This window comes from Ignavibacteriales bacterium, assembly GCA_016700155.1.
In the GTDB taxonomy this organism is placed as follows: Bacteria; Bacteroidota; Ignavibacteria; order Ignavibacteriales; family Ignavibacteriaceae.
The window spans coordinates 2,835,208-2,855,797 of sequence record CP065001.1 but is presented as its reverse complement, the minus strand read 5'-3'; the positions used below and the strand labels follow the sequence as shown (position 1 = coordinate 2,855,797).

14 protein-coding genes and 4 tRNA genes are annotated in these 20,590 nt (G+C 35.7%); all 18 read left to right on the top strand.

Translation table 11 applies throughout. The features are described 5' to 3' along the window. Nucleotides 1-126 precede the first annotated feature (126 nt). The 18 genes from IPM56_12175 (at nucleotide 127) to nusG (ending at nucleotide 20,568) form a co-directional block, all read left to right on the top strand. Entirely contained in the window at nucleotides 127-4,266 is a 4,140-nt protein-coding gene (locus tag IPM56_12175) for a response regulator (GenBank protein QQS35011.1), read from the top strand. A gap of 386 nt (nucleotides 4,267-4,652) precedes the next feature. Further along, the gene (locus IPM56_12170; protein ID QQS35010.1) at nucleotides 4,653-6,371 is read left to right on the top strand and encodes an IPT/TIG domain-containing protein; all 1,719 of its coding nucleotides are present in this window, start codon (nucleotides 4,653-4,655) and stop codon (nucleotides 6,369-6,371) included. Between the two features lie 72 nt (nucleotides 6,372-6,443). After that, entirely contained in the window at nucleotides 6,444-8,432 is a 1,989-nt protein-coding gene (locus tag IPM56_12165) for a T9SS type A sorting domain-containing protein (GenBank protein ID QQS35009.1), read from the top strand. A gap of 201 nt (nucleotides 8,433-8,633) precedes the next feature. Further along, nucleotides 8,634-9,854, top strand: coding sequence for an aminotransferase class I/II-fold pyridoxal phosphate-dependent enzyme (locus IPM56_12160; GenBank protein ID QQS35008.1), 1,221 nt, complete (start codon nucleotides 8,634-8,636; stop codon nucleotides 9,852-9,854). Between the two features lie 403 nt (nucleotides 9,855-10,257). Further along, nucleotides 10,258-10,971 (top strand): metallophosphoesterase, encoded by a 714-nt coding sequence (locus IPM56_12155; protein QQS35007.1) that lies wholly within the window; start codon nucleotides 10,258-10,260, stop codon nucleotides 10,969-10,971. A 209-nt stretch (nucleotides 10,972-11,180) separates the two neighbouring features. Next, nucleotides 11,181-12,434: an insulinase family protein gene (locus IPM56_12150; GenBank protein ID QQS35006.1), complete on the top strand. Its 1,254-nt coding sequence runs from the start codon at nucleotides 11,181-11,183 to the stop codon at nucleotides 12,432-12,434. 18 nt (nucleotides 12,435-12,452) lie between these two features. Further along, a complete protein-coding gene (locus IPM56_12145) occupies nucleotides 12,453-14,135 on the top strand; it encodes a molybdopterin-dependent oxidoreductase (protein ID QQS35005.1) in 1,683 nt (560 codons plus the stop codon). A 15-nt stretch (nucleotides 14,136-14,150) separates the two neighbouring features. Continuing rightward, entirely contained in the window at nucleotides 14,151-15,188 is a 1,038-nt protein-coding gene (gene nuoH, locus IPM56_12140) for an NADH-quinone oxidoreductase subunit NuoH (protein QQS35004.1), read from the top strand. A gap of 54 nt (nucleotides 15,189-15,242) precedes the next feature. Further along, nucleotides 15,243-15,737 carry an NADH-quinone oxidoreductase subunit NuoI gene (gene nuoI / locus IPM56_12135; protein QQS35003.1) on the top strand — a complete coding sequence of 165 codons (495 nt, stop codon included), beginning with the start codon at nucleotides 15,243-15,245 and terminating at the stop codon, nucleotides 15,735-15,737. A gap of 39 nt (nucleotides 15,738-15,776) precedes the next feature. Next, on the top strand, nucleotides 15,777-17,471 hold the full coding sequence (locus IPM56_12130; protein ID QQS35002.1) for a T9SS type A sorting domain-containing protein: 1,695 nt from the start codon (nucleotides 15,777-15,779) through the stop codon (nucleotides 17,469-17,471). A 65-nt stretch (nucleotides 17,472-17,536) separates the two neighbouring features. Beyond that, nucleotides 17,537-19,075 (top strand): YifB family Mg chelatase-like AAA ATPase, encoded by a 1,539-nt coding sequence (locus IPM56_12125; protein QQS35001.1) that lies wholly within the window; start codon nucleotides 17,537-17,539, stop codon nucleotides 19,073-19,075. Between the two features lie 107 nt (nucleotides 19,076-19,182). Continuing rightward, nucleotides 19,183-19,266: transfer RNA gene (locus IPM56_12120), tRNA-Tyr, on the top strand. A 119-nt stretch (nucleotides 19,267-19,385) separates the two neighbouring features. After that, nucleotides 19,386-19,459, top strand: a tRNA-Gly gene (locus tag IPM56_12115). Between the two features lie 24 nt (nucleotides 19,460-19,483). Continuing rightward, nucleotides 19,484-19,556 (top strand) — tRNA-Thr (locus IPM56_12110). Between the two features lie 22 nt (nucleotides 19,557-19,578). Further along, nucleotides 19,579-19,728: a 50S ribosomal protein L33 gene (gene rpmG / locus IPM56_12105; GenBank protein ID QQS35000.1), complete on the top strand. Its 150-nt coding sequence runs from the start codon at nucleotides 19,579-19,581 to the stop codon at nucleotides 19,726-19,728. Nucleotides 19,729-19,736: 8 nt separating this feature from the next. After that, nucleotides 19,737-19,810: transfer RNA gene (locus IPM56_12100), tRNA-Trp, on the top strand. Between the two features lie 26 nt (nucleotides 19,811-19,836). Then, nucleotides 19,837-20,019 (top strand): preprotein translocase subunit SecE, encoded by a 183-nt coding sequence (secE, locus tag IPM56_12095; GenBank protein QQS34999.1) that lies wholly within the window; start codon nucleotides 19,837-19,839, stop codon nucleotides 20,017-20,019. A gap of 12 nt (nucleotides 20,020-20,031) precedes the next feature. Next, entirely contained in the window at nucleotides 20,032-20,568 is a 537-nt protein-coding gene (gene nusG / locus IPM56_12090) for a transcription termination/antitermination factor NusG (GenBank protein QQS34998.1), read from the top strand. Nucleotides 20,569-20,590: the final 22 nt, after the last annotated feature.

Below are 20,590 nucleotides of genomic sequence, written 5' to 3'. Positions count from 1 at the left end.
GAGATTTTCATTAGCAAAAATATTTTTAAGAGAAAGTATAGTTTCATCTAATACTTTCTCTTTCATATATTCACATTATACTTTACTCCTTCAAATAAAAAAAATCAACTAACCCGGTTATAGCACTTGTATTCAATTTATAGTATTACGGTTAAACTGGTTTGCATTCATCTTTTATTGATGACTTCTACAATTTATTCCCAGGGGAATTACAGGGAAGTAAACTGGCCGGACCCAATCTTTGAACATTTCACGTTAGCCGACGGATTACCTGAAAACAGTGTACTTGAAATTATGCAGGATCATCTTGGATATATGTGGTTTGGTACCCAGGGTGTATTAGTAAGATATGATGGTTATAATATGAAATCTTATCAGCCGGATGCTTCTGATTCTTTAAGTCTGAATGTTGGACAGACGCGAAGGATTTATGAGGATAAATCCGGTACTATCTGGATTGGAAAAAACCATGGACTTAATCGTTTTAACAGCGTTAGTGAAAAGTTTAAAAGATTTATGCACGATCCGGATGATTCAACGAGCATATCCTCCAACTTTGTAGCAGATATTTTTGAAGACAAAAACAGAAATCTTCTTATTGGTACCGAGAAAGGATTAAACTTATTTGACAGAGAGAAAGAATCCTTTAAACATATCTATTATAAAAATTCAGTTTACTCAGATAAAGTTGTTGCTATTGTAGAAGAGAAATCCGCTGGAAATATTCTTGTAGTCGACAATGATAAAATTTTAATCTATGATGCTGATGAACAGATACTTACAGATGAAAATAAAATCAATCCTTTGATTAAAGATATCGGTGAAATTAATTCCTTGCTTCAAACTGAAGATGGATTCTTCTGGATAGGACACTCATTGGGATTATCGAAGATTGATCTGAAACAAAACATTGTCACAAATTTTTCATTAACTCCACCGGATAAGAATAATGTAAAAAATTATTTTCACAATCTTGTTGAAGATAAATACGGTTTTATATGGTTGATTTCAGGCTTAGAGGAAGAAGGACGTCTTGTAGTCTTTGATCCGCGCACTGAAAAATTTAGACCGATCGAACACGATCCAAATATTCCGCACAGTATTGCAAGCAGCAGGTATATATGGTCGATTTATGAAGATCGTACTGGTGTGCTTTGGGTTGGAAGTTTTTATAACGGTTTAAATAAATGGGACAGAAATAAATCTAAATTTAAACGTTTTGTAAATGACCCTTCTAACTTGTCCGAAGGTGATTTCAAAACAGTCTTTTCTATCATTGAGGATTCGGAAAGTGTAATATGGTTTGGTACCCATAATGGTTTAAATAGTTTGAATAGAAATACAGGTGAATTCGGGAATTTTAAATACGATAATTCTGAAAATGATAACACAGTAACTTTTATCTGCAAAGAAGAATCCGGGACTTTCTGGCTTGGTACAGAAACCAGAGGTTTAGTAAAATTTGATCCTATTAGAAATTCTAAAATCTTTTATTCCAATAGTCCGGATGACCAAACTTCTATTGGTCACAACACAATTCGTTATATCTTACCAGATGGTGATGAATTTCTATGGATTGGTACTCGTGGAGGCGGATTAAATAAGTTCAATAAGAAGTCTGGTAAATTTATTCGATATCTGCCCGAGAAAGATAATCCAGGTAGTCTGAGCAATGAAAGAGTAGAGTGTATTTTTCGTGATCGAAAAGAAATGCTTTGGGTAGGAACTCAGGGTAACGCAGGACTGAACAAATTTGATGCAACAAATAATTCCTTCAAATCATTTTGGCATATTGAAGGTGGTCCCGTTGTTCCGGTAATACACGAAGATCAGAAAGGAAATTTTTGGATAGGGGCAATAAACAAAGGAATTATTTTATTTGATCGGGAAAGTGAATCCTTTTCCTACAATATTGAACTCTCAAACAATTTGATACGGTCAATACTTGAAGATGATTCCGGCAATCTATGGGTTGGGACAGACTATGGACTGTCAAAAGTAAATCCTGAAACCCGTAATGTTAAAAATATTATTACTTCAGAATCATTTGAAGGTAACAGATTTTCAAATAAAAGCGCGTTCAAAAATTCAAATCGTGAAATGCTGTTCGGTACTTCTGATGGTTTCATTCTTTTCCATCCTGATAAAATAAAAGACGATCCGATCCCACCTCAAGTAGTATTAAACAATGTTTCTCTTTTCAACAGACCGGATGAAAAATTTGAGTATGAAGGATTGATAACGGAGATTAAAGAATTAAATCTTTCTTATAATCAAAACGATCTTCGATTTGATTATGTAGGCTTGCATTATGCTGATCCATCAAGAAACAAGTATCTGTACAAGTTGGAAGGATATGAAGAAGAATGGATTGATGCAGGAACGCAACGAAATGCCACTTATACAAATCTTGATGCAGGTGAATATGTTTTCAAAGTTAAAGCCTGTAATCTCGATGGTGTCTGGAATGAAGAAGAGGCATCAATTAAGATTATAATTTCGCCGCCTTTCTGGGCAACATGGTGGGCATACACGTTTTACATTTTATTAGTGCTAAGCATTTTTTATGCAGTGAGACGATATGAAATGAACCGGCTGAGATTAAAAAACCAGGTAAAGCTTGATGAAGTAAAGCTTAAAGAAAGAGAAGAAACCGATAAAATGAAATCACGTTTCTTTGCAAACATCTCTCACGAATTCAGAACACCGCTTACTCTGATACTAGGCCCGATTGATAAACTAACTTCAGAAACTCCTGCTGATGAAATTGAAAAGCATACCGGAATTATCAGGAGAAATGCGCATCGACTGATGAATCTTATAAACCAGCTTCTTGATCTTTCACGACTCGAAGCAGGCAAACTCAAAATAAAAGCATCAAAGAGTAATATTGTTCCTTTTGTAAAAGGAATTGTGATGTCGTTTGAATCGCTTGCTGAAAGAAAAGATATTAATCTGAAGATAGAATGTGAACAGGATATTATTGAGCTTTACTTCGACAAAGAAATGATGATAAAAATTCTAACTAACCTTCTATCAAATGCATTTAAGTTCACACCCGAAGGTGGAAATATAACGGTAACCGTTGGTCATGCTGAATTTATTTCAGCATCTTCATTTGAGCACCAGATTCCGAAACAAGTTCGGAATGACAGGATGATAGTCATAAGAGTTAAAGACACCGGCATCGGAATATCAGAAGAAGAACTACCGAAACTATTCGACAGGTTTTACCAGGTTGACAGTTCGCAGACAAGAGAATATGAAGGTTCAGGATTAGGACTGGCACTAATCAAAGAACTAATTGAATTACACCACGGAAGTATTAACGTAAATAGTAAAGTCGGTACTGGCAGTGAGTTTATTGTTGAATTTCCATTGGGAAGAGATCATCTGAAAGATGATGAAATAGTTGAAAGTTCAGTTGTTGGAGAAAAGAATATTTATATAGATGAATCTGCATTCACAAAGAAAACTGAGTTGGTAACCCAAGATATCGCAAATGATATAAGAGAAAATAAAAATTTAATTCTTCTTGTCGAAGACAATCGTGATGTCCGTGAATACATAAAAGACATTCTCAACAGTCATTACAAAGTTGAAGTTGCAGTTAACGGTCAGCAGGGACTTGAGAAAGCCAAAGAGATTATGCCCGATCTTATTGTGAGTGATGTAATGATGCCTGAAATGGATGGGATAGAATTCTGCAGGATAATTAAAACAGAATTTCTTACTTCACATATTCCGGTAATTCTTCTTACTGCAAAAGCCTCACACGATAACAAAATTGAAGGGCTTGAAACCGGTGCAGATGATTACCTTATAAAACCGTTCGACTCAAAAGAGCTTCTTACACGAATAAAAAATCTTATAGAGCAGAGGAAAAGACTTAAAGAAAAATTCGGCAAGGATATTCATCCGCGACCGGAAAGCGTAACCACAAATCCACTTGACGATGAGTTTCTTAAAAAAGCTTACGACACGATTGAAAAACATCTCGATGATGTTGAATACGATACTGAACTATTTGCAAAAGAATTATTTGTAAGCCGTATGCAGCTTCACAGAAAAATACAGGCAATAACCGGACAGGCACCGGGTGAATTTATAAGGGTATATAGATTAAAACGTGCCGCCGAAATGCTCATTGAGAAAAGATTATCTGTAACTCAAATTGCATACGAAGTCGGTTACAACAGCCCATCCCATTTCAGCAAAGCATTCACAAAATATTTTAATTGCAGTCCCTCCGAATACGCCAAATAATTAGGAAAGACCTTTCGAATCCTGATAATTGTCGTGAGGCTGTCTCAAAAGTCTAAATTTGTCAGTCTGAGCTTGTCGAAGACAGACATTATCGAATAAATTCACACTTCGACAGGCTCAGTGTAACCTATAAAATTACCTTTGAGACAGCCTCATCTACAAAATCGTTATTAAGACCCTGAAATTATATAAGATCCTGAAACAAATTCAGGACAGGGATTCAGCTTGACCTTCGGTCAGTTCAGGGTGACCTAACAATCCTTTTTGTTACAAAAACGCCAGAGATAGTTACAAAAACGAAAGCAGACCCATCTGGTAAAAACTATTTTTGAATTGAAAATTTAACTATCCAATAATCGTTATTAATAAAACTTTAGGAGGTTTTTATGAAAACGAATTTCAATAATTATTTGTACTTACGGTTTACTATCCTAATAGTATTTGTAGTTTCCTTTTTTATTGGTTGTACTCCAGAATTACATTACATTGATAAACACTGTACCTCAATGAAAGGTGGTCTTACTGTTGACGCTTGGGTAAATCAGAATGCTTTTAACAATTATGAATATATTGACTTCGGGGGCACGAGAATTAATAAGGATGAAATCAGAAAAATTAGGAACTTACCATACAGAAAATTACAATTCGAGGTCCCAGCCTGGCCAATTCCAGAAACTATTAAGGTATATGTAGTAACCGATGATGATAGAAGTAATAGTTTTGAATTTACCTATACTGAAGATATTGAAATTTTTAGGATTGAACCGAATAAGGGTTCAGAACTAGGTGGAACATTTGTTACTATCCGGGGAAGAAATTTTAAAGCACCAGCAGATGCTTCTTTACATACGGAAAAAGCAAGAGTTTATGAATTAGATGATCTTAAAGTAATAAGCGAAAGCGAAATTACTGGTTATACGAAGCCTCATGTTCCAGAGATCGTTCACTTATTCCTCACTTGTGACACAGAAGATTGCCCTTCTTCAGATACATTGTGGCAATGCTATGAATATATTGCTGATCCATACCATATTTTTGGTGCACCGCTTGGCATTGACGAACCTATAAAAGACTCCTATCAATATGTTGCGATTGATGATATGAATAATGATCACAGAAATGATATAGTGGTTGTTTCAAGCGATATTGCTGCTGTAAACGTACAAGTTATTAATGGAATCGACGATGATCCTATTTCAACTTTGGGATTACCCCATGATTCAAAACCAAGTGGAGTAGCTTTGGGTGATTTCGACCTTTCTGGTAGTGTAGATATTGCTGTGGCATTGGAAGAGCTTGGAGTAGTCGCTGTTATTTTTAATGATGGAAGCGGTATTATTTCAGGTTACGATTTAATTGATGTTGGTGGTAATCCGAAAGCAATTATTGTAAATGATTTAGATGGAGATGGAAATATTGATGATATTGCAACTGCGAACTCACCAGGATCATCGGTTTCAATCATGATAGGGAAAGATGATGGTAGCTTTGAAACCGCAATTGAAATTCCTATATCTGGAGGCTCAACATCAGGAAAACCAAATGAGTTAGTCTCGATCGCTGCTGCAAATCTTGATGGAGTTGGCAATTTGGATTTGGCAATTACAAATAAATCCAATAATGAAGCCATTATTTTATTCAACCCCGGTTCAAGTGTAAGTTATTTAGGTGAGTATATAAAAGAAAGTCTCATTGAACCAGTTTGGGTTGCGGGATTTGATTATAACTTTGATGGAAAAATTGATTTGTCTACACTTGATTACAGATCAGCTAATCTAAGCTATTGGGAAAATTTAGGTTCATCTTCTTTTGGAGGTCATAAAGGATTACACCTAGAGATTGCGAATCCAGTTGTTCTGACAGTTAATGGTGATTTGTTGACTATTGCTTTCGAGGATTGTTTAGTAGGGGGTAAGAAGATTTTAGAATCTTCTTATGATTATAAAATTAAATTGCCTGTAAAAGAAGGTGACCATTTTAAAGGATTTATTTTATCAATGGCAACAGGTGATCTTGATGGGGATGGTACAGCTGATATTGTTGTTGGTATGAGAGATTATGGTGCGATATTTATTATTCGCAGTACAGAAACTCATGTTTTTTAAACATTGAAGGAGTTCAACTATAAATAACAACATTTAAAGTCCTAAGTACTCTCAAATTACAGGAGAACTATTATGAAAAATCTTTCTTTCTTAACTATTGTTTTCTCAACAGTAATCTTTTTCTGCTCAACGGCTGTTGCGCAAATCAATATACCGTATCAGCAGAAGTTTAACGGACCTAATTTTCCACCATTCTGGACGCAGACTTCTACTTTAAGTCCCAGATGGAGTATTAGCCAGAGTGCAAATGCCGGCGGTACACCAAACGAGGTGATGTTTACAGGAACTGCTGGTATTGGTGTCTCCAGATTAATTGTGGGACCAATTAATACTGCAGGTTTTTCAATTCTTACTCTTCAGTTTGCTCAGAAGCTTAGTTGTTCTGATACGGCTGGTGTGGCTTTAAGAATTCAGTCCAGCACAGACGGTGGAACCTGGGTAAATGAAGGTTACAACCTTGCAGAAAATGTTTATAATTGTGCCGACGTTATAAACATTAAAATTTTACAAAATGTTGGCTTAACAACTTATCTATCATTCACAATAATAGGTAATCATTCGCTGATTGATATGGATTGGATCGATGAAGTAATTATTAGCGCTTATATTGAATCAGATGTTGGTATTAATGAGTATGCTACGACAAACAACCCGTGTTTCCATTGGTTTTCGTATTTAAATTCTGGTTCAGTTACTCAAAGTTTTCCGGTGCAATATACGCTAACAGGTACAGATACTTCAATCGATTATACGAGATGGGTTTACAATCTTGAGCCCGATGCTACACGCTCAGTTTTTGATGAAATGGATTTCACTGGTTTTTCATCGCTTACGGTATGTTCGCAGCTACAAGGTGATGGAAACCCGCTTAATGATTGTAAAACTGTAGACCTGCCTACCACTCTTAATCCTCAATTTTTTCAACTGTCCATTGATATAGCCGATAATTGGAATATTGTATCAATACCCGGTCGTATTCTTCCCGCCCCTCTATCTGTAGATACTTGGTGGCCGGGAAGAGATCCGGCTGCAAGCGTATACCAATTTGATAATGGATATCAGGCAGTGACTACCGTTGAACCCGGGAGAGGATACTGGATGAGGAATGCAGGTAATATTACGTACAATACCGGGGATGAATGGCCAGCCCAGGGCATTCGCAAAATGCCTCATTTTCCAATAGTAGTAAACGATGGTTGGCAGCTTATAGGCGCCTATGAAAGACCATTTCCTGTTAACAGTATTATTTCAATACCTCCTGGTCTAATCTCATCACCGTTTTATGAATTTTCGGGCGGCTACCAGGTAGCTGACACCCTGGAAGCAGGTTTTGCATATTGGGTAAAGACTTCGGGCTATGGGAAATTAATAATTGATACTACATGTGTTTCTACCTTACCTAATTCTTTTAGTAAGAAAAGTAGTTCTGAAGAATTATTTAAAGAAGAGTTTGGAAGAATAATAATAACTGATGCAACAGGAAAAAGTTATACTCTGTTTGCAGTAAATAGTCAGACTGATCTTGAGAAATATGAACTGCCACCACCGCCGCCAGCAGGAATATTTGACATCAGGTATAGCAGTGGAAGAATTGCTGAGGAAATTAGTTCTCAAAAGATTATTGAAATGACAGGAGTAAAATACCCGGTTACAATTAAAGTTGAAAATATGACTGGGCTGATAAAAGATGCATATGGTAATGAGCTAAACTCTGTTATCAATCCAGGTGAAGAACTAACAATTACAAACAGCTTAATTGATAAACTGATCGTACAATCGGATGATTTTACTCAGGCAGATAATTATACTCTTGAACAGAACTATCCAAATCCTTTCAACCCTGTAACAACGATCAATTACTCACTGGCACAAAATAATTTTGTATCACTCACAGTTTATGATGTACTTGGAAGAGAGGTTGCAACACTTGTTGATGAATTTAGAGAAGCTGGTATTTATGAAGTTGAGTTTGATGGATCCCAGCTCGCGAGTGGGGTGTATTATTACCAGTTAAAAGTAGGTGAGTTTGTTCAAACTAAAAAGATGATACTTACCAAGTAATTCTAATACAATTTCCGGTTTCGGTTTAATATAAAGTTTAATCGGAACCGGAGTTAATTTTTTCATTCACTCATTCAACCATTCAAACAATCAATCTTTCAATTTTTGAATCTTTCAATCTTTCAACTTCCTCACTGCACTTCACCCTAATTTTATTTAAGTTTGTAGTGAATTTTGAAAACAACTTTACCGGAGCTTTTTATGATCAGCAAAATTATTCCAGCAATAAGAACAGATAACATAACTTACGCAGTACGTGATATTGTTGTACTTGCAAATCAGGTTGCAAAATCTGGTAAAGAAATGTTGTATTTAAATATCGGTGACCCCAATCTTTATGATTTCGAACCGCCTAAACATCTTGTTGAAGAAACATATAAAGCAATGTTGAAAAATCTTAATGGTTATGCTCCTTCATCAGGAATTAAAGAAGCTGTGCAGGCAATTGAAAAGGAAGCAGAACGAAAAGGCATTACTAACGTTCATGATATTTTTGTTACAACCGGTGCTAGTGAAGCAATCGATATTTGTCTGACTGCTCTGGTAAACGACGGAGAAAATGTTCTTACACCAACTCCCGGCTATCCGCTTTACACAGCAATTGCCAGCAAACTTCAGATGATGGAAAATCCTTATTATCTTGATGAAGAAAACGGCTGGCTGCCTGATGTCGAGGACATCAAATCAAAGATTAATGATAAGACGAAAGCGATAATTCTTATCAATCCGAATAACCCGACAGGTTCACTTTATACAAAAGAAAATTTACAGCAGATAGTTGATCTCGCGCTTAAGCATAACCTTGTGATTTTTGCAGATGAGATTTACGACAAACTTTTATTCGATGGTAAAAAACATATCTCAATCGGTTCACTGAATAAAGAGGTTTCATGCATTACATTCGGTGGGCTTTCAAAAAATTATATGGTTCCCGGATTCAGAATAGGCTGGGGAATTGTAAGCGGGCAGAAAGAAGTTTTATCAGACTACATAGAAGCGATAAATAAAATTCTCCGTGCACGTTTATCGGCAAATCATCCCGAGCAATACGGAATAAAAATTTCACTCGAAGGAAACCAGGATCATCTTACTGATGCAATGGCGAAGCTGACTAAACGCAGAGATCTTACAGTTGAAATGCTTAATGCAATCCCGGGAATATCCTGTGTAAAACCCGAAGGTGCTTTTTATGCCTTTCCAAGGTTGCATATGAAACAACCGGACGCACATTTTGTAGGTGAACTTATAAAAGAAACCGGGGTTGTAATAGTTCCCGGCAGCGGCTTTGGTCAGGTTCCCGGTACAAAACATTTCAGAGTAGTCTTTCTGCCGAATGAACAAATTCTTACAGAAGCTTATAATGCTATCGGTGAGTTTTTTGTTAAGTACCAGGAGAAGTATCCTGAGTTGGTAGAAAACTAAAAAAGTTTTGTATTTGAATGACTAAAGAAAATTCGGCAGGTTCAAATGAAATAATATTCTACTCATCACCAAACGGCGACGTTAGAGTTGAAGTTTTTTTCAGGATGAAACATTTTGGTTAAGTCAGAAGAGAATGGCAGAGTTGTTTGGAGTTGAAAGTCATACAATTACATATCACCTAAAGGAAATTTACAATAGTGGTGAACTACAGAATGAGTCAACTACTCGAAAAATTCGAGTAGTTCAAAAAGAGGGGGTTAGAGAAGTCTCAAGAGAAGTAAAGAAGATTTCTGCATGGAAGAAAAGTAAATAGTTATCTGCTGTGCTAAGAACGACAATAAATACATTCAACGACCTTGACAAATGGTTGTCCGACAACTTCTATTTTGTAGATGGGCACGTTTTGTCAGTTAGGGAAAATCCGTTGGAGATTATTGTTGGTTATAACGTAAATGCAAACTATAAGGCAAATTCCGAAAGACACATTTTACCTTTCAAAATCATTCCATCTAAAATTTACGAATGGACATATGACAAAGCCATGACAAGTGTTGGCGATAAAAACTACATCGAAAGTATTGAAGTAATAGAAGTTGAAAATGGAATTTGCTTGGAATTCTCGACACCTGTGACAATTCGACTTGTAACAGACAGTCTTGTTATTGAAGAACTAGAATTGATAAAAACAACTTTTAAGCCTTGGACAAGTGAGACAGAAATTTATTTAACAAGCGACTTTTCTGAAATTCCCAGACCTGAATTTTGGAAAGAGAATTTAAGCAAATATGGACACAACATTTTGTTTCGCTATTACGCTGGTGATGAAAGACAACCAGAACAGGTACCTTATCCAGACTATCAGGGTTACTACATACAACTTGCGGATAGAATTAAATCAACGCAAGAGGGGATATTCATAAATTATTTGAAACTCAAAAATGCGAAATTGAGTTTGAGTTTTGAAAACAAGGATGAAGATTTAAAGGATGTTTGGAACGACCTTACATCAATTCTTGCAGACTTTCCCAATGCTAAAATCTATAGTGGGAACTGTGAATTTACTGGGATAGAATGGAAAAAGTATTTAACTGACAAGATATTACCGACAACAGAATGACAGAAATCACAGCATATAATAGACGATTGGCAAAAAAGTTGTTTAAGCGCTTAAATTAAATTTTGTGTTTCTTAATCCACTTCTTCGTCAAGCGCCAAACAGTTATGTCAATATCCTTTTCATCATTTTTTCATCTCAACCTTACCTTGATTAGCTAATACTCATTCTCTATATTTGCACTTCAAATAACTAAAAACGGTAATTTTTCTTTGACCCAGTTTAATATTTCAACACTTCCAGGCGGTGTAAAAATCGTCTCTGAAAATATTCCTCACTTAAAATCTTTTTCCCTCGGCTTCTGGTTTAATGTCGGCAGCCGTGATGAAAAAAATGATGAGAATGGTATTTCACATTTCATCGAACACATGGTTTTTAAAGGAACCAAAAAAAGATCAGCAAAAAAAATATCTGAGGAGATTGAATCCTGCGGCGGTTATTTGAACGCGTTCACTTCCAAAGAACATACATGCTTTTACGGAAGGGGAATGACGAAATATTTTGAAAAAACTTTTGAAGTGATTGCTGATATGGTTCAGGAACCGCTCTTCAAACAAAAGGAAATTAAAAAAGAAGCGGGTGTTGTCATCGATGAATTAAATGATATCAATGATAATCCCGAAGAATTAATTTTTGACAAGTTTGAAGAAGTATTGTTCAAAGGAAGTACTTTAAGTCAGCCGATAATCGGAACGGAAAAAAATCTTTTAAGTTTTGATTCGGATAAATTACACGCGTTTCATCACAACCATTATTTATCAGGCAATATTCTGATAGCTGTTTCAGGAAATGTTGAACATCATCAGGTTGTAAGGTGTGCAGAAAAATATATTAATAGAATATCCAGTGCATCAAAGAGTAAAAGAAAACTTGCTTCACATCAATCAGAAATAAACAAAGTGATTGAAAAAGATATTCAGCAGGTTCATTGTATAATCGGTAAAAGTTCATACGGATATAAGGATGACGAGCAAAGAATAAAACTTCATGTACTTTCAAATATACTTGGCGAAGGAAGCAGTTCAAGATTATTCCAGGAAGTAAGAGAGAAACTTGGAATCACTTACCAGATAAATTCTTTTATTAATTCTTTTTCAGATACTTCAACATTTGGAGTTTACTTTTCAACCAACAACAAACAGGTTGATAAAGTGCTAAATGTTCTTTCAAAAGAATTTAATAAACTGAGAACAACTGAAGTAGGCGCAAGAGAATTAAAAAGAGTAAAAGAATATTTAAAAGGAAGCACTTATCTTAGTCTTGAAAACACTACCAACAGGATGATACGTGCTGCAAGTTCTGTTATTTATTTTGGAAAAATTATTCCTGTTGAATCGTTTGTTGAAAGAGTTGATAACACTACAAGCGAAGATATTATCAAACTTGCAAACGAAGTTTTAAAAGAAGATTTATTAACGAAAATATTTATAAGATCACTAAAATCGGATTTGAAAAAAGCCGCTTAACACATAACAGGTTTTACTATGCCTAATTTTATTATAGATGGAAAAGAAATAGAGTTTACACAGGGACAGACGATTATAGAAGCTGCCAAAGCGGTCGGGATTGACATCCCGCATTTTTGCTGGCATCCTTCTTTATCTGTTTCCGGCAACTGCCGCGTATGTTTGGTTGAAGTTGAAAAAATGCCAAAGCTTGTTATCGCTTGTTCAACAATTGCGGCTGAAGGAATGGTTGTTCATACACAATCAGAAAAAACTCTTGCCGCTCGTAATGCTGTTATGGAATTTATATTGATCAATCATCCGCTTGATTGTCCTATTTGCGATGAGGCGGGTGAGTGCAAACTTCAGGATTATGCTTATTCACATTCAGCAGGTGAAAGCAGGTTTGTTGAAGAGAAAGTTCACAAAGATAAAAGAGTTGAACTCGGTCCTTATGTTATGTTTGATGCTGAACGTTGTATTTCCTGTTCGCGGTGTATCCGCTTCTGCGATGAGATTGCAAAAGATCCGGAACTTACTTTTGTTAAACGAGGCGACAGAGTTACAATCGTTACTTATCCCGGTCAGCAAATGGATAATCCTTATTCACTAAATACAACTGATATTTGTCCTGTTGGCGCGTTGACAAACAGAGATTTCAGATTTAACGCAAGAGTCTGGGATATGTCATCGACAAAAACAATTTGCCAGGGCTGCTCACGCGGGTGCAATATTGATTTATGGGTACGTAACAATAAAGTATTGAGAATAACACCAAGACTTAATGAAGAAGTTAACAGCTACTGGATGTGTGATCACGGAAGATTAAGCACATTCAAATTTGTAAATGAAGAAAGAGTTGACGGACCACATATCAGAAGAGATGGTTCATTAGTAAAAGTTGATTGGGATGAAGCATTTCAATTAGCAGCTAAAGAATTGAGATCATTTAAGAAAGATGAAATTGCAGTTATTGGCTCAGCATCTTCTACATGCGAAGATGATTTTATGGTTTCAAAATTTGCAAAATCAGTTTTAGGAACAAAGAATATCGATTTCATAAAAAAGAATGATCCCGAATTTGCTGATGATATTCTCAGAAAATCTGACATGACTTCCAACTCATTAGGAGCCGAATTACTTGGAGTAAAATCATCTTCGTCAGGATTGAACTTTGATGGAATTGTAAATGCAATCAAAGACGGAAAGATAAAAGCTCTCTTTATTATAGAAGAGGATGTTGTTTCTCTTAATTCAGAATTAGAAACTATCTTAACCAAATTGGATTTATTAATTGTACACTCTGCAAACTTTAACAAAACAACAGCACTTGCAGATATTGTTTTTCCCGCAGCTACTTATGCTGAGAAAAACGGAACTGTAATTAATTTTGATGGAAGAGTTCAAAGGATTCGTCCTGCAGTTGCGCTTAATGAAGAAGATCGCGCACTTGAAGGAATGTCAATGAGCAGGCTAGATAGATTCGGAACAAAGTATGACAAGTGGGCAAACGGAACTAAACACGACGCAAAAGCAACGTGGAGAATACTTGCCGGTTTATCAAATATGTTCGGACAAAAATATAAGTTTGCAATGGCGGAAGAAGTGTTTAATGAAATAGTAAATACAGTTCCTGAATTTAAAGGACTTGATTACGATGTCATCGGCGAACTTGGCGCTAAATTAAAAATTAAAATTTCAGAACAGACTATTAAAGCATAAGGGAGAAATAATTAAATGAATATCCTTGAAATTGCGGTTATTACCCTTATCAAAATAGGTTTTATACTGACAGTAATGCTGCTCACAGTTTCTTACTTAGTGTATTTTGAAAGAAGAGTAAGCGCATGGGCACAGAATCGTTTAGGTCCGAACAGAGTTGGATGGGAAGGAATTCTTCAACCATTTGCTGATGTATTAAAACTTTTATTTAAAGAAGATATTGTTCCGTTCAACGCAAGCAAAGTAATACATACAATTGCACCAATGATAGCATTGTTCGTTGCTTTTACTACTTACGCTGTTATACCAATCGGAGGAAATATAGAAGTTTTTGGTTATAACATTTCACTCGTTGTCGCTGATGTTAATATCGGAATATTATATGTGCTTGCCCTTACATCATTAGGTGTTTACGCAATTACACTTGCAGGCTGGTCATCGGGAAGTAAATATTCATTATTAGGCGGAATCAGATCATCTGCTCAAATGATCTCTTACGAAATCTCAATGGGATTTTCAATCGGCGGCGTTCTACTTTTATCAGAATCACTAAGACCAATTGCTATTGTTGAAGGTCAGGGAGCTTATCTCTGGAATATGTGGCTACAGCCAATCGGTTTTATAACATTTGTTGTTTCCGCATTTGCTGAGACAAACAGGTTACCTTTCGATTTACCCGAAGCTGAACCAGAATTAGTCGGTGGATTCCATACCGAATACAGCAGTATGAAATTCGCAGGTTTCTTTTTAGCGGAATACGCTAATATGATAATTGCAAGCGGACTTATCATTACATTATACCTTGGCGGATATAACTTACCGTTTGTTGATGTTGCAACATTCGGATTACCTGCCTGGTTAACAGTTCTTATTCAGGTCGCAACATTTTTTGTAAAGATGGGTGCTGTGTTATTCTTTTTCTTATGGGTACGATGGAGTTTACCAAGATTCAGATATGATCAGTTAATGAATCTCGGATGGAAAGTAATGTTCCCGTTATCATTAATTAATATTATCTGGGTTGCATTACTAATAATGATTTTTAATTTATGATTTGTGTATCATCATTTAATGAATTTGTGAAAGAAGTTTTTACCGGGAGTATTAATGCCAGTTAAGAAACGATCAAAAGATTTGACAGTTTGGGAAAGAATTTATATTCCTGAAATAGTTAAAGGATTAGGTTTAACATTAAAAAATATGTTCAAACCAAAATTCACCATGCAATATCCTGAAGAAAGATTTAATCCGCCGGCATCTTACCGCGGTCGCCCTGTTCTTGTAATGGAAAATAATGGTGAAGAAAGATGCGTGGCGTGCGGACTTTGTTCAAGAGTATGCCCGGCTTTAGCTATTGAAGTTCAGGCTTCAGAAACAGAAAGAGAAAAAGAACGTTATCCTGAAGTCTTCGAGATAAATATGTTGAGATGTATTTTTTGCGGATTTTGTGAAGAAGTTTGTCCCGAGGAAGCAATTGTTATGAGTAAAGATTATGAACTAGCGTTCAGCAATCGCGCTGATGCACTGTATGGAAAAGATAAACTATTGGTTCCGGTAACACAGGTTCAGGAACGAATAGACTTTTTGAGAAATTATAAATAGTTGATGTTTTAATTATTTGTAGTTAATTTCTCCACCCCTATGACTAAGGTCATTAAAATATTGCTGGTAGTTGTACTTTTTGCCATTTCGGCATTTGCACAATTAAACCGAGAGTACTACGATCTTTCATTTCCCAAATTCATCCCTGTTAATTCAACATTCGAAGTATCATTTGTAACAACCAAAGCTTTTAATAACGCAAGTGTTCTTGAGATATTAATTCAAGCAGGATCAGGTACGGAAATAAAATCAGCAGAACTTCGATACTCGGGTAAAAAAATAAAGTTAAAAGTTTTGGAAGTTGAAAATTCAGAGTCTTTGAAAAAAAATAAAAGTATAGTTGTTGATTTTTCCGATTCTACATTAGGAACAAACGATTTTTTCCAGGTGTTGCTTTCTTTCAAAAACGAAAATGTAAGTGCTGATAAAATCGGGATCGCGGGAATATATAAGAATAACAACAAGATACTTGGATATTGTACATATTCTGAGGATGATCTTTACCAGGAATCAGTCGAACCATATTATACCGAGTTGAATTTAGAATTTTATAAACCACAAAAACTCGCCGGCAGGTCGCTTCAGTTATCCTCGGAATCATATCTTAATATTAAGATGCCTGAGCAAAATGCAAAATATCTTCTTCTTGATTTTTGGTTAAAATTAAATAATGTGGATATATCAATACTATCACTTGAAGATAAAAGACAACAAAAAAATATTCTGGAACTGAAGTATAATCCGCATCTCATGGTTTATACTGATTTTATTGATAGTGAACTGGAATACTCGAAACCGGAATTCATCAGCAGAAAAATGTGGAATCATATTTCAGTCATTATTGAAAAAAATACTGATCGAATAAGATTTTTTTCAGATGGAAAATTGTTAAGCAAAGGAAAATTACCACCGGGAATATCCACGGCTGACCTGAGTTTCAAATTTAAAATCAATGCTGAAAATAAAAGCTGCAACATTGAACAGTTAAGATTAATAGAATTCGATGATGATATAAACAAAGCCTTTATTAATAATAATTATAACGGTAACACACTTGATGGTTCGAATGCATTTCTTCTATTAAAGTTTGACACAAGTGATGAATTTACCACACTGCTTCAAAAACAAATAATAGAGTTTGGTGGAATTCAACTTGTAAAATCAGATGCACCGCTATTTACAACTGCACCGGAACTTAATATTGCACTATATAAAAACTCGATTGAACTTAACTGGAATTCTGTCGGGAAGAATATTGCTTCCGTGTATATTCTTGAAAAGTCTATTCAGGCGCAGCCTTATTTAGAAGTTGTGAAAGTTCAGGCAATTGACGATCAGGAAAAAATTTACTCTTACACAGATGTTGTTGATGAACTTGCAGGAATAGTTTATTACAGGATAAAGCAAGTGAATAAAGATGGCAGTGTAGTTTATTCAGGTAGTGTTAAAGTAGGTCAGGGTAAGCTTGAAGATCAGGTTATTGTGGAACAAAATTTCCCCAATCCATTTAATCCTAAAACAAGTATTGTAGTAGATTTGCTTGAAGCAAGTGAAGTACATATAGTGATTTATAATCTTGAGGGCAGGGAAGTAGTAACTTTGCAGGATGGTGTTTTAGAAAAAGGTCAGCATAAATTTAATTTTGATGGTACTGAACTGCCATCCGGAATCTATCTTTATAAAGTTACAACACCATCGTTCTCGCAGACTCGTAAAATGATTTTAGCAAAATAAGTTCTGAAAAATTAGTCAGTAGTCACTTCTAAATTTTTTCTAATAATTTTCTGCAGGCATTTCAGATGTTATCTAAAATATACTCAAGTGCAACTTATGGAATTGATGCCTACATTCTTGAAGTTGAAACTCATGTCGAAAAACAGATCCCTAATTTTATCATAGTTGGGTTACCTGATAATGCAGTAAAAGAAAGTCGTGAACGGGTAACTGCGGCAATTAAGAATTCAGGATTGGAATTCCCTCTTAAAAAAGTTACGATCAATCTTGCACCGGCGGATATTCGGAAAGAAGGAAGTTCCTTTGATCTTCCTATCGCAGTTGGAATTTTATCTGCTACCGGAGTTCTTGAAAATATCTTAATTGATGATACAATATTTTTGGGTGAGCTTTCACTTGATGGTAACTTGCGTCCGGTGAAAGGTGTGCTTCCAATTTCAGTTGAAGCAAAACGTAAGGGATTTAAAAGAATTTTACTTCCCCTGGAATCAGCAGAAGAAGCCGCGATAGTTGATGGTCTTGAGGTGTACGGTATGAAAAATCTCGAAGAGGTCGTTCAGTTTTTGAGGGGAGATATTTCAAAAACTAAAACAGAAGTTAAAACTGAAAAATTGTTTTCTTCTATAAATGTTTATCAACTTGATTTTTCTGATGTCAAAGGACAGGAAAATGTAAAAAGAGCACTTGAAGTAGCGGCTGCAGGTAGTCATAATATTTTAATGATAGGTCCACCTGGATCTGGTAAAACAATGCTGGCTAAAAGACTCCCATCAATTCTTCCCCCATTATCATTTGAAGAAGCACTGGAAACAACAAAGATTCATTCTGTTGCTGGAATTCTTTCAAAAGAGCAGGCATTGGTTACTGAGAGACCATTCAGAAGCCCGCACCATACTGTGTCAGATGCTGCACTTGTCGGCGGCGGCTCATTCCCCAGACCGGGAGAAGTATCTTTTGCTCATCATGGGGTTTTATTTTTAGATGAATTGCCTGAATTCAAAAAGAATGTACTTGAAGTTCTCAGGCAGCCACTTGAAGATTCAAAAGTCACAGTTAGTCGCTCCAAGTTATCATTAGAGTTTCCTGCGAATTTTATGTTAGCATCTGCAATGAATCCCTGCCCATGTGGATTCTTTACTGATCCAACAAAAGAATGCACATGTTCGCCTCCAATTATTCAAAAGTACATGTCCAAAATATCCGGACCACTTCTTGACAGAATAGATATTCACATCGAAGTACCAGCGGTTAAATACAAAGAACTTTCATCTGACATTAAGAGCGAAGGTTCAAATGAAATAAGAAAAAGAGTAATCAACGCTAGGAAAGTGCAGTTTAACAGATTTAAGGACTTAAAACACATTTTTAATAATGGGGACATGGGAACTAAAGAAGTACGACAATATTGTAAATTAGATCAACCGGGCTCTGAATTATTAAAAATGGCTATGACAAAACTGGGTTTATCGGCGCGAGCTTATGATAGAATTTTGAAAGTGAGCCGAACGATTGCAGATCTTGATGGTTCAGAAGAAATAATGTCAAATCATATTAGTGAAGCCATACAATACCGAAGCCTTGACCGTGAGCTTTGGAAACATTGAAATTTTGTAACTCATGCCTCAATATTTATTAATGAATGTCATATTCAATAGATTTTATTTGCATTTTTATTTCATAACAAATATATTTGTTGCTCGTTTATAAATCCGGGCGGACGCCGGAGTTGGAGAGCCGGGGCGGACTGTAAATCCGTTGGCTGACGCCTTTGGGGGTTCGAATCCCTCGCCGCCCACAAAACGATTTTTATTGAAATATTGGGGAACATGGTAACAAAGAAAAGTTGTCATTAGCTTTCTGGTTCTTCAACATAGAATTTCAAATTAAATGTTCTGTTTATATTGATGATTGATTGCGGGAGTAACTCAGTTGGCTAGAGTCACAGCCTTCCAAGCTGTTGGTCGCGGGTTCGAGTCCCGTCTCCCGCTCAAGCAATAAATAATAATTTTATTGCTGACGTAGCTCAGTTGGTAGAGCACATCCTTGGTAAGGATGAGGTCACCGGTTCAATCCCGGTCGTCAGCTCAAACAAAATGAGATTAGAATTATGAGAGATATAATAACATTAGAATGTACAGAGTGTAAAAGAAGAAATTACACTACTACAAAAAATAAAAGATTACACGCTGGTAGAGTTGAATTCAAAAAGTATTGCCGTTGGGATAAAAAGCATACTATCCACAAAGAAACAAAATGATTTCAGCTACGTCAGTAGCTCAATTGGCTAGAGCAGCGGTCTCCAAAACCGCAGGTTGGGGGTTCGAGTCCCTCCTGACGTGCATACTAAAATCCTGAAAGTTATAAAATGAAAGAAAAAATAATAAAGTTCTTTGATGATGTGGTAAAGGAAATGAAAAAAGTGACCTGGCCTACAAAAAATGAACTTAAAGAATCTACCACAATAGTTATTGTAGTTTGCCTTGTTATTGCTGCTTTCACGTATGTGATTGATCTTGTAATTAATGAATTTATTAAAGGTATTTATTAGGCTTCAGACTTTATGGATTATAAATGGTATGTAGTTAGAACATTTTCCGGGCATGAAAACAAAGTAAAAAGTGTTTTAGAGTCCGAGATGGCTGAAAATGATCAGCTGAAAGCAAAAATTCAGGATATTTTAGTTCCTACTGAAAAAGTCTTTGAAGTTAAAGATGGCAAGAAAAAAAGTAAAACAAAGAATTTCTTTCCCGGATATATCCTCGTTCAAGCTGATTTAGATAATCAGGTAAAAGAGTTTATTCTTAATACTCAATCTGTTATGGGATTTCTTGGTACCAGGAATAACCCAAACCCACTTCAACCGGAGGAAGTAAAAAGAATAGTTGGAAGAATAACCCAGGACGAAAGTGGTGAAAGAATTGAAACGATTTTTCGTAATGGAGATATTGTTAAAATTATTGATGGTCCATTCAATAATTTTAGTGCAACGGTTCAGGAAGTAAACGAAGAAAAAATGAAAATAAAAGTTCTTGTTTCAATTTTTGGTAGAAAAACTCCTGTTGAGATTGATTTTGTTCAAGCAGAATTAGAAAAATAAAAAGCATTTTATTGAATAGGTA